The organism is Thioalkalivibrio sp. ALR17-21, from assembly GCF_000420185.1.
Classification (GTDB): Bacteria; Pseudomonadota; Gammaproteobacteria; order Ectothiorhodospirales; family Ectothiorhodospiraceae; genus Thioalkalivibrio; species Thioalkalivibrio halophilus.
The window spans coordinates 84,739-96,144 of sequence record NZ_ATUL01000012.1; the positions used below are offsets into that span (position 1 = coordinate 84,739).

Below are 11,406 nucleotides of genomic sequence, written 5' to 3' on the forward strand. Positions count from 1 at the left end.
GGGGGCTGGCCTCCTACGGGGGTGTGGATGGGTGCCCGTTCGGTAGGAGGCCGGCCCTCCGGCCGATGGGTCTTGGGGGCTGGCGCCGGATCGGCCAGGGGGCTGGCCTCCTGCGCGGTGGGCCGGATCATGGCCGTAGGAGGCCGGCCCTCCGGCCGATGGGAGCTGGCGCCGTGATCGGCCAGAGGCTGGCCTCCTACTGGATGATGAAGTTGGAGAAGTACAGGGCGTCGATCAGCGGGGCGCCGGTAAGCTCTTCCATGATCTCGCGCAGCTCCTCCACCGCTTCGTCGCGCAGCGCCTCGCGGCCGTCACTGCGGCGTACCTCAGCAGGGTCGCGCCCGCCCATGACGTGGATCAGCCGGTCGCGGACCGCGGGCATGTGGTGGCGCACCTGGTCCGCGTCTTCCTGCGAGGCGGTCTCCAGCTGGATGCTCGTCTGCAGGTAGCGGGCCGCGCCGGGGTCCTCGAGGTTGACCACCAGGCTGTCCAGGGTTACGTAGCGCGAATCGCCGTCTTCCGCGGTGGCCGGGCCGGTCGCGAGCGCCAGCAATACGAGCAGCATCAGGGCCGGGAGTCCGGTGCGGGGGACGGGGTGTTTCATGGATCGGGGCATTATGTCGGTCTCGGTTCGGGGATGGATGTCGCGACCGCCGCCGCGCGGCGATGGGGCTGCTGGCGGAAATAACCCGCCATTTCCTCGTAGACCGCGGGCAGGTCCCGCCGCAGGCGGTCGGGCTCGAAGAAGAAGGCCTCGGCGGCCACCGCGAGGAATTCCTCGGGCGCGGTGGCGGCATAGGGATCCAGCGGCAGATCCTCCTCGGAGACGCCCGGGGCGTCGACCCGGGCGTTGAACCATTCCCAGGCCTCGCTGAAGGCGGCGGTCCAGGCGGCCGGGTCGCGGTCGCGCGGCAGCGGCGGGAAGCCGTTCACGTCGCCGTTGCCGCCGTCCAGGATATGCGTCACCTCGTGCACCACCACCGCGCCGTGCTCGAGGACGTCATTCCACGACAGGATCACCGGTCCCCGCTCCCAGGCCTCGCCGGCCTGGGGCATTGCCCCTCGGTGCACGATGCCGTCCTCGTCCACCCATTCGTGATCGGGCACGAAGGTGTCGGGGTAGATGAGCACGGTGTTCCAGTCACGATAGGGCTCGAGACCCAGTTCCAGCACCGGCAGGGCGGCGTAGGCGGCGATCACGTGGCACTGCCAGGGTTCGGGCTCGTGGTCGATCCCGACGAACTCCTTGCTGCCCAGCAGGCCCTCGATGCGCTCGCGCAGGCGTTCGGCCTCCGCGGTGTTCAGGGTGCGGATAAACGGGACCCGCCGACGCAGGTCGGTCCATTCGGTCGCCTCCAGGGTTACGCGCCGTCCCCCGCCGCCCCGGGGCGGGCGACTCAGGCCGCGCAGCCAGTCTCCCAGGCGTTGGGGCAGGGGCAGGTTCACGATGGGCAAAGGGTCCGAGGAGGTGTGACAACCAAACTGCCAGAACCGGGGGCGCCTGCAAAGCGCCTCCCGACAGGGTGTGCGGGGTTTTCTTCAGCCCAGGGCCTGGCAGAGGTCGTCGATCAGGTCCTGCGGGTCTTCCAGGCCGACCGACAGGCGCACCATCGAGCCGGTGATCCCGCGGCGTTCGCGTTCCTCCGGCGACACGCCGTGATGGGTGGTGGTGACCGGCTGGGTCACCAGGCTCTCGGTGCCGCCCAGACTGGGCGCGATGGCGAACAGGCGCAGGCGGTCGACCACCGCGCTGGTACCGTCAGTGTCGGCATCCAGTTCGAGGGTGAGCATGCCGCCGAAGCCGTGCATCTGCTCGCACGCGAGTGCATGGCCGGGATCCTCCGGCAGGCCCGGGTAGCGCACGCGCGCGACCTTCGGATGGCCCTGCATCGCCTCGGCGATGGCCCGTGCCGAGGCGTTCTGGTGGCGGACCCGCACCACCAGCGTGTGCAGGCTGCGGGCCAGCTGCGCGCAGGTCTCCGGGGAGGGCGTGGAGCCCAGGTTCTTGCGCCAGCCAGCCACGGTCCCGATGTTCTCCGTCGAGCCCATCAGGGCCCCGGCGGTCAGGTCGGAATGCCCGCCAAGGTACTTGGTGGCGCTGTGGCTGACCAGGTCGGCCCCCAGTGCCAGCGGGTTCTGGTTCACCGGTGAGGCAAAGGTGTTGTCGACCGCGAGCAGCGCGCCATGGGCGTGCGCCCGCTCGGCGATCTTGCCGATCGGGAACACCTCCAGCGCCGGATTGGTCGGGGTCTCCAGGAACACCAGTCCGGCACCCTGTTCCAGGCAGGCGTCCAGACGGTCGAGCTCGTCGCCCAGCAGGAACTGCGTGCGGATCCCGAGTTGCGGCAGCTGCTCCGAGAGCAGTTCCATGGTCCCGCCGTAGGCATCGCCGATGCAGACGACCCCCTCGCGGCCCAGGGCCAGGAACAGCGCGGTCTCCGCCGCCATGCCCGAGCTGAATACCAGCGCGGCCTCGGCCCCCTCGAGACTGGCGAGCTTGGACTCCACGCTGCGGATAGTCGGATTCATGCCGTAGCGGGTGTACAGGCTCCCGCTGGTGCGTCCTTCGACCACGTCGAGGATTGCCGCGGTGGAGCGGTACTTGAAGGTGGTCGTCGGGTAGATCGGCGTCAGCGCGCTGCCATGGGCATCGCCGATCTCGCCGGCGTGGACGCAGCGGGTGGACAGGCGGCGGTCGTCGGATTCGGCCATCGACAGGCTCCCGGTCGCGAGGGGTGTGGTTCGGCTCAGGCACGCCTGGCCGCGCCGGGGCATTCTAACCGTCGGTCAGGCGTGGCGCAGGGTGCCGTCGAAATAGCGCTGCAGGAAGGTATCGAAGTCCAGGGTGTCGGCGGCCTCGATCTCGGCCTGTTCGGCCAGGCTCTGGCGCGCCAGAGCCTCCAGCATGTCGGCGCGCGGCAGCGGCCCGTTGGAGCGGAACGCCTCGCGGTGCTGGGCCGACAGGCGCCGGGCGTGCACGTGGAACCCCTCCTCGCGCGCCATCATGTCTTCCAGCATGCGCGCCGACGGGGTCAGGTCGGCCTGCTCGACCTTGCCCCACTGCTCGCTGAGAGCGCGGCGGTAGGGGTCGCCCGGGCGGTCCTGGTCGAGCACGGCGGCCACCGGGCGCATCAGCGCCAGCAGTTCGCGTGCCCAGCCCGCCAGCGCGGTATCGCCCTGCGGACGCTGGAGTTCCAGTCCGGGGCGCCGGCCATAGTGCGCCACCTGCAGCAGATTGGCGTCGATCGCGTCCAGCTCGCCCGGGCCGAACGCGGGGCTGGGCTGCAGCAGGCAGGCCAGCGCAAAGGTCTCGAGAAAGCGCAGCTGGGTCTCGTCCACGCCGAGCGGGTGCTGCGCGTTGATGTCCACCGAGCGCAGTTCCACGTACTCGATCCCGCGCGCCTCCAGCGCGTCGGTGGGCTTTTCGAAGCGCTCCAGCGGCTGTTTGGGCCGCACGGTGGAGTAGTATTCGTTCTCGATCTGCAGGATGTTGGCGTTCAGCTGGCGGTATTCGCCGTCGACCTTGACCCCCAGCGCCTCCCATTCGGGGCTGGGGGTGTTGATCGCGCAGCGCAGCGAATCGACGTACCCGGCCAGCGTGTTGTAGTCCGCCTTGATGCCGGTGTCCGCCTCCTTGCGGTTGGTGTAGCCGATGTCGCCCATGCGCAGGCTGGTGGCATGCGGCAGGTAGCTGGTGTCGTCGTCGAAGTCCTCCAGCGTGGTGCCATGGCCTTCGAGAAACGAGTTGCACACGGCCGGCGAGGCACCGAACAGGTACGGCACCATCCAGCCAAAGCGCAGCAGGTTGCGGATCATGCCCATCATGCGCGCGTCGCGGAACTCGCGGGTGTCGGTCTCGCCCAGCACCTCGGCCAGCGCCGGCCAGAACTCCTCGCGCGGGGAGTAGTTGAAATGCACCCCGGCGATCACCTGCATCTTGCGCCCGTAGCGATGGCCCAGCCCCAGGCGATAAACCGTCTTCATGCGCCCGGCATTGGAGGGTCCGTAGTCGGCCACCGGGATCGCCGAGTCGTCGGCGGTCACGCAGGGCATGGAGGTGGACCACAGGATCTCGTCGCCCACGCTGGCGGCCGCGAACGCCTGCAGGTCGTGGAGGAAGCCGAGGGTCTCGCGGACATCCTCGAACGGCGGGGTCACGAACTCCAGCAGCGCCTCGGAATAGTCCGTGGTGATGTAGGGGTGGGTCAGAGCCGACCCCAGCGCCGGCGGATGCGGCGTCTGCGCCGGGCCGCCCTCCGGACTCACGCGCAGGGTTTCCTTTTCCAGGCCGATGCGGCCGTGCAGGCTGCCGGCGGGCAGTATTTCCGCCAGTCGCCCCACCAGGGCCTGCAGATTGCGTTCGTCGCTTCCCACGTGCGGACCGCCTTGCTGGATCGAACTTGGTGGATGAAGACGCGGAAAATACCGGATTGTTCCTCGCCGGTCACCGGACGACCGGTGGCGGTTCTCTTCGTGCCGCCCGGCCGGTATATTAGAAACGGCTGATGTTAGCATGGAGACCCGCATGAGCAAGCCACCCCCCGAAACCGACCCGCGCGACCTGAGCGACCGCGTCATCGACTTCCTGCGCGCGCCGGCCACCCTGCTGTTCCTGGCCGGACTGGTCATTGGCGGTCTGGGCGTCCACTGGCTCTCGGACCCCGAGGTACCGGAAGGGATGCTGCTGGTCACGGTGCACAACGACACCGACGAGATGATCGAAGCCATCCATTTCAGCTTCAGTCACGACCAGAGCCTGAGCGAGTTGCGCGAAGGGCGCATCCGGCCCGGCGAGCGCCGCGACGTGGCACTCAACCACCCGCCGGCAGCCGGTTTCAACATGGAAGTGCGCTACGCCGATGGCGAGACCCAGTCCTTCTGCGCCAACCGGGGCGTCGAGGGCCGGCGCCAGGCAGTGCGACTCTACCGCTGAGGACCCCCGCGTTCCGGCACCATGGGGCGTCCAGGGACCGGCTAACGCCGTTGATGGACAGCCATCACCCGGCTGTCCTAAAGTCAGGAAGCTCAGGGGAGTAGTCACCCCGTCCTTCGGCGACGGGGGCCTGCGTCAACATCATTGGCCCGCACGGGCCGTGGCGCAGGCAGCCGCATCCGGCCCGACGAGACCTGTGGCATGGATCTCCGGCCCGCCGTAACGGCGGCGGGCGTGCTCATGGCCGGGCGGCGGAGGTCGATGCCACCGGTCATCGCCCGCCCGGCCCGGATCGCCCGTCATGGAGCTGTTCCTTCTTTCCGTGTTGACCGTGGCCGTGGCCGAGATCGGCGACCGGTCGATGTTCCTGGCCGCCTTGTTCGGGCTGCGCTGTCACCGCCTGTGGCCGGTGTTCTGGGGCATGACCGCCGGGCTGTTCGCCAACCAGCTGGTGTCGGCCGTGGCCGGGGTTTGGCTGTTCTCGGTGATCGACACCGAGTGGCACCTGTGGCTGGTCGCGATCGCGTTCCTGGCGATGGCGGTATGGGTGCTGATCCCGGAGGACGACGGGGACGGGGTGCCGGAGAACCCCTGCGCCCGCAGCCTGTTCTTCACCGCCGCGACCACCTTCTTCCTGTTCGAGATGGCGGACAAGACCCAGCTGGCGGTGGTCGCGCTGGCCGGGGCCTCCGGCAGCCTGGTGCCGGTGGTGCTGGGCGCGACCCTGGGGATCCTGCTGATCACCGTGCCCGGGCTGCTGCTGGGGCGGCGCTTTGCCGAGCGCATGCCCGTGCACACGCTGCGCTGGTTCGCCGCGGCGCTGTTCCTGCTGATCGGTCTGTGGAGCCTGCTGGAGGCGCTGGGATGGATGCCCGATCTCGGCCTGCCGGACTTCTCCGGCGCCCTGCTGGAGGCCGCCGGCCGGAGCGCCGAGTGATTCCGGCGAGGAGGGCCGCTACCGTTCGCTTTTGTCGTCGGGTTTTCGCGAAAATCCGCGATTTTCATTCGATTGCCTCGATGGGATCATCATCCGGGTGAACCTTCCGGAGGAATGGCCATGAGTCTGCTGATCAACGGCGAGCTGCGCGAAGGCTGGCTGGAGGAGGAATCCGACGAGAACGGCGATTTCGTGCGCCAGGATCAGCAGTACCGCAACTACGTGACCGCCGACGGCAGCCCCGGCCCGCTGGGCGAGGGCGGTTTCACCGCGGCTTCCGGGCGCTATCACCTGTACGTGTCGTATGCCTGTCCGTGGGCGCACCGTGCGCTTATCCTGCGCAGGCTGAAGGGCCTGGAGCCGCACATCGGGCTGTCGGTGGTGCACCACTACATGGGCGATGCCGGCTGGTCGTTCGATGACTGCGACGGCTGCACCGGGGACCGGGTGCACGGCTCGCGTTACATGCACGAGCTCTACACCCGCACCGATCCGCACTACACCGGCATCGTCACCGTTCCGGTGCTGTTCGATACCGAACGCGACCGCATTGCCAACAACGAGTCGCTGGATCTGGTGCGCATGTTCAACAGCGCCTTCGATCACATCACCGGTAACACCCTGGATTTTTACCCGGAAGATCTGCGCGAGGAGATCCATGCGGTCAACGAGCGGGTGTACGAGAACGTGAACAACGGGGTCTATCGCTGCGGCTTCGCGACCACGCAGAAGGCCTATGATGCCGCCTTCGACCGCTTGTTCGAGACCCTCGACTGGCTGGAGCAGCGCCTCGCGCGCCAGCCGTTCCTGGCCGGCGAACGCCTGACCGAGGCGGACTGGCGACTGTTCACCACGCTGCTGCGTTTCGATCCGGTGTACTACAGCCACTTCAAGTGCAACCGCCAGCGGCTGACGGATTTCCCGAACCTGTCCGCCTATCTGCGCATGCTCTACCAGCGCCCGGGCGTGGCCGAGACCGTGCGCATGGACCACATCAAGGCGCACTATTACGGTTCGCACCCGATGCTGAATCCGTCGGGGATCGTGCCGAAGGGGCCGGTGATCGATATCGGCGCCGCGCACGGGCGGCCGCTGGGCGCCCTCCCGCAGGCCCTGCGGAACCCGGGCGAATGAACCGGGTCGGTTTGTCATGTACAAGCACCCGCCCGCCGGGCGGCCCCGTCCGGCGGGTGGCGTGATGAAAGGAGTCCATTGGTGAAGGCAAGCGGGATCATCGGCGGCATCCTCGTCCTCGCCCTGGCGGCGGGCGGGGCGTGGTGGCTGCAGCAGCAGGACGATGCCGGGGCCGCGCGCGCGACCCTGCCGGCCTCCGGCGAGCGTGACGAACGCACGCCGGTGCGCGTCAGCGAGGTGGCGCCGCGCGAGTTCGAGACCGTGATCGAGGCGCTGGGCACGGTCGCCGCGCGGGAGTCGGTCACGGTGCGTGCGCCGGTGACCGCCCGGGTGGAATCACTGGAGTTCGAGGACGGCGAGCGCGTCGACGCGGGTGATGTCCTGGTGCGACTGCGCGCGGACGAGGAACGGGCGCGCCGTGACGAGGCCCGGGTGCGGGTGGAAGACGCCCGCCGCGAGCTGGCGCGGGTGCGTGACCGGGTACAGGACGGCATCGTGACCCGCCAGGAGGTCGACCAGCAGGCCTCGCGCCTGGCCGAGGCCCGGGCCGCTCTGGCCGCGGCCACCGCGCAGGTGGAGGACCGCACCATCCGGGCGCCCTTCACCGGCACCCTGGGCCTGCGCGAGGTGAGTCCCGGGGCCATGGTCTCGCCGGACACGGCCCTCGTGGAGCTGGACGACATCCGCACCGTGCGCCTCGATTTCCCGGTGCCGGAGCGCTTTGCCGCTTCCATCGAGCTGGGCATGCCGATCACCGGGCACAGTGCGGCCGGCGACTTCGCGGCCGACGTGACCGCGGTGAGCAATCGCATCGACGCGGGCACGCGCACCCTGAACGTGCGCGCGGTGGCCGACAACCCGGACGAACGCCTGCGCCCGGGCATGCTCGCCACGGTGCGCCTGGCGCTGGATCCGCAACAGGCGCCGGCGGTGCCCGAGGGCGCTGTGGTGCAGACCGCCGACCAGCACTTCGTCTTCCGCCTGCAGGAGGACGACACGGTCAGCCGCGACCGGATCCGCGTCGGTCGGCGGTCCCCCGGCTGGGTGGAGGTGCTGGACGGCGTCGAACCCGGCGACACCGTGGTCTCCGAGGGCGTCTCGCGGGTGCGTGACGGCACGACCGTGCGCGTACTGGAGTCCGGAGACGACGCATGATCCTCTCGGATGTCGCCAATCGCCGGCCGGTGCTGGCGATCGTCTTCAATCTGCTGCTGGTGACCTTCGGCCTGATCGCCTGGGATCAGCTGCCGCTGCGCGAATACCCCGACGTCGACCCGCCGGTGGTCACGGTGGACACCAACTATCCCGGCGGCAGCGCGGAGATCATCGAACGCGAGGTGACCCAGCGCCTGGAGGACCGTATCGCCGGGGTGGAGGGCATCCGCTACATGCAGTCCTCCAGCGACGACGGGCGCTCGCGCATCACGGTCGAGTTCGGTCTGGACCGCGACATCGACGCCGCCGCCAACGACGTGCGCGAGGCGGTCAGCCGGGCGCAGCGCAATCTGCCGGACGAGGTCGAGCCGCCACGCATCACCAAGGCCGACTCCGACTCCTCGCCCATCCTCTGGCTCAACCTCTCCAGCGACCGCATGAGCGCGCTGGAGCTGGCGGACTACGCCGACCGCAATCTGGTCGATCGACTGTCGGTGGTGGACGGCGTGGCCCTGGTGCGGCTGGGCGGGGCGCGCAGCTACGCGATGCGCATCTGGATCGACCGCGAGGCGCTGGCAGCGCGGGACCTGACCGTGCTGGAGATCCAGGATGCGCTGGAGCGGGAGAACGTCGAGCTGCCGGCCGGACGGCTGGATTCCGACGAGCGCGAGTTCCGTGTGCGCATCGACCGCAGCTACCGCACGCCCGGAGACTTCGAGAACCTGGTCCTGCGCCGCGGCGAGGACGGTCAGCTGGTACGCCTGGGCGACGTGGCCTCGGTCAACATCGGTGCGGATACCGAGCGCACCGAGTTCCGCGGCAATGGCGAGGACATGATCGGGCTGGGGATCATCCGCCAGTCCAATGCCAACGTGCTGGAGGTCGCCAGTGCGGTGAAGGCACTGGCGGCCGATCTGGAAGGCAGCCTGCCGGAAGGGACCTCGCTGGTTCCGACCTACGATGAATCGGTGTTCATCGAAGGGGCGTTGCAGGAGGTCTACGTGACCCTGGGGGTGGCGACGCTGGCGGTGGTCGCGGTGATCTACCTGTTCCTGGGCAGCTGGCGCGCCACGCTGATCCCGGCGGTGACCGTCCCGGTGGCCCTGACCGCGGCCTTCATCGGCATCAACCTGTTCGGCTTCTCGGTGAACCTGCTGACCCTGCTCGCCCTGGTGCTGGCGGTGGGGCTGGTGGTGGACGACGCCATCGTGATGCTGGAGAACATCCATCGGCGTATCGAGCGCGGGGAGCCGGGGCTGCTGGCCGCCTGGCGCGGGGCACGTCAGGTCGGTTTCGCGATCGTCGCCACCACCTCGGTGCTGGTGGCGGTGTTCGTGCCGCTGGCCTTCCTCGACGGCATGGTCGGGCGGCTGTTCGCCGAGTTCGCGATCGCGATGGCGATCGCCGTGGTGTTCTCCAGCATCGTGGCGCTGACTCTGGCGCCGGTGCTCTCGGGGCGCCTGATGCACAAGGGCGACGACGAGACCGGCGCGGCGCGCATGGTGGGCCGGGTATTTGGCGCTATCGAGGCCGGCTACGGGAAGCTGCTCTCCGGCGGGCTGCGCGTGTCCTGGCTGGTGGTCCCGCTGCTGGGCGGGGTGCTGGTCGGGGCCTGGTACCTGTTCGACAGCCTCCCCGAAGAATTCGCGCCGGAGGAAGATCGCGGCGCGTTCTTCGTGATGGTGGACGGGCCCGAGGGAGCGAGCTTCGACTACATGAGCCGGCAAATGGCCGAGGTGGAAGAGCGTCTGCAGCCGCTGATGAGCGAGGAAGGCGGGCCGATCCGGCGCGCGCTGGTGCGTACCCCGCGCGGGTTCGGCGGGGTGGAGACGGTCAACGACGGCTTCGTCATCGCGATCCTCGAGCACTGGGAGGACCGCGAACCTTCCGGGCGCGAGGTGATGAACTGGATCGAGGACAGCATCGGCGAGATGCCGGGCGTGCAGGCGCGCGCGGTGATGCGCCAGGGACTCAGCACTGGCGCGCCCGGGCCACCGGTGCAGTTCGTGATCTCCGGGCCCGACTTCGAGACCCTGGAAGAATGGGGCAACGCGGTGCTGGACGAGGTGCGTGACGTGGACGGCCTGCGCAACCTGCGTCTGGACTACGAGCCGACCCAGCCGCAGCTGAGCGTGTCGGTGGACCGCGACCGCGCCGGGGACCTGGGCATCTCCATGCGCGACATCGGCCGCACGCTGGACATCCTGCTGGGTGGCCGGGCAGTGACCCGCTGGCAGGACCGTGGTGAGGAATACGACGTGATTCTGGAGGGGCTGACCGATCAGCGGCGCACCACCGAGGCCATCGACAACATCCATCTGCGCGCCGAGTCCGGCGAGCTGGTGCCGCTGTCCAGCGTGGTGCGCTACGAGGAGCGTGCCGGGCCGGCGTCGCTGTCGCGCTACAACCGCGGCCGGGCAGTGACCCTGCAGGGCGGCGTGGGCGGCGAGCTGACGCTGGGCGAGGCGCTGGAGGTCCTGGATGCGGCGGCCGAACGGGTGCTGCCGGAGGAAGCCCGCATCGACTACAAGGGCCAGTCGCTGGATCTGCGCGAGGGCTCGGAGGCGATTCTGTTCGTGTTCGCGCTGGCGCTGCTGGTGGTGTTCCTGGTGCTCGCCGCGCAGTTCGAGAGTTTCGTGCACCCGTTCGTGATCATGCTGACCGTGCCCCTGGCCGTGGTGGGGGCCTTGCTGGGTCTGAGCCTGACCGGACAGACGCTGAATATCTACAGCCAGATCGGGATCGTGATGCTGATCGGACTGGCGGCGAAGAACGGCATCCTGATCGTCGAATTCGCCAACCAGCTGCGCGATCGCGGGCGCGAGTTCCGTGACGCGGTGATCGAGGCCGGTCGCCTGCGCCTGCGCCCGGTGCTGATGACCGCCCTGACCACCGTGGCCGGCTCCATCCCGCTGATCCTGGCCTCCGGCCCGGGCGAGGAGACCCGTTTCGTGATCGGGGTGGCGGTGTTCTCCGGCGTGCTGTTCGCCACCGTGTTCACCCTGTTCGTGATTCCGGCCACCTACTACCTGATCGCTCGCGGCACGACCTCCCCACTGGCCACCACACGGCGGCTGGAATCCATGGATGAAGAGATCAGGGACGTCGACGGCGAAACCCGCCCGTAGGAGGCCGGCCCTCCGGCCGATGTCGGCGGTGGGTCGGTCCCGGCCGTCGGGGCACCGGACGGGCCTGATCGGCCAGGGGGCTGGCCTCCTACGGGGGGTGTCGATGGGTGCCCGTTGGG

9 protein-coding genes and 1 riboswitch are annotated in these 11,406 nt (G+C 69.2%); of the genes, 5 read left to right on the forward strand and 4 right to left on the reverse strand.

What is annotated here, in order from left to right; translation table 11 throughout:
* Positions 1–196: 196 nt before the first annotated feature.
* From fliL to gshA, 4 genes are all read right to left on the reverse strand, one after another.
* Positions 197–565 (reverse strand): flagellar basal body-associated protein FliL, encoded by a 369-nt coding sequence (gene fliL, locus G020_RS0108105; protein ID WP_369774052.1) that lies wholly within the window; start codon positions 563–565, stop codon positions 197–199.
* 50 nt (positions 566–615) lie between these two features.
* Positions 616–1,446, reverse strand: a complete 831-nt coding sequence (locus G020_RS0108110; RefSeq protein ID WP_024329253.1) for a M90 family metallopeptidase — start codon at positions 1,444–1,446, stop codon at positions 616–618.
* A 93-nt stretch (positions 1,447–1,539) separates the two neighbouring features.
* Complete coding sequence (locus G020_RS0108115; protein WP_024329254.1) at positions 1,540–2,712, reverse strand: PLP-dependent aspartate aminotransferase family protein; 1,173 nt, start codon at positions 2,710–2,712, stop codon at positions 1,540–1,542.
* A 75-nt stretch (positions 2,713–2,787) separates the two neighbouring features.
* Positions 2,788–4,374: a glutamate--cysteine ligase gene (gshA, locus tag G020_RS0108120; RefSeq protein WP_024329255.1), complete on the reverse strand. Its 1,587-nt coding sequence runs from the start codon at positions 4,372–4,374 to the stop codon at positions 2,788–2,790.
* A gap of 151 nt (positions 4,375–4,525) precedes the next feature.
* Here gshA and G020_RS0108125 point away from each other — a divergent pair, with 151 nt between their 5' ends.
* The 5 genes from G020_RS0108125 (at position 4,526) to G020_RS0108145 (ending at position 11,287) form a co-directional block, all read left to right on the forward strand.
* A complete protein-coding gene (locus G020_RS0108125; RefSeq protein WP_024329256.1) occupies positions 4,526–4,933 on the forward strand; it encodes a hypothetical protein in 408 nt (135 codons plus the stop codon).
* 83 nt (positions 4,934–5,016) lie between these two features.
* Positions 5,017–5,148, forward strand: a riboswitch (yybP-ykoY riboswitch).
* A gap of 86 nt (positions 5,149–5,234) precedes the next feature.
* Positions 5,235–5,870: a TMEM165/GDT1 family protein gene (locus G020_RS0108130; RefSeq protein ID WP_024329257.1), complete on the forward strand. Its 636-nt coding sequence runs from the start codon at positions 5,235–5,237 to the stop codon at positions 5,868–5,870.
* 120 nt (positions 5,871–5,990) lie between these two features.
* Positions 5,991–7,004, forward strand: a complete 1,014-nt coding sequence (locus tag G020_RS0108135; RefSeq protein ID WP_024329258.1) for a glutathione S-transferase family protein — start codon at positions 5,991–5,993, stop codon at positions 7,002–7,004.
* Positions 7,005–7,085: 81 nt separating this feature from the next.
* Complete coding sequence (locus G020_RS0108140; protein WP_024329259.1) at positions 7,086–8,159, forward strand: efflux RND transporter periplasmic adaptor subunit; 1,074 nt, start codon at positions 7,086–7,088, stop codon at positions 8,157–8,159.
* Positions 8,156–11,287: an efflux RND transporter permease subunit gene (locus G020_RS0108145; RefSeq protein ID WP_024329260.1), complete on the forward strand. Its 3,132-nt coding sequence runs from the start codon at positions 8,156–8,158 to the stop codon at positions 11,285–11,287. The genes G020_RS0108140 and G020_RS0108145 overlap by 4 nt, the downstream gene beginning before the upstream one ends.
* Positions 11,288–11,406: the final 119 nt, after the last annotated feature.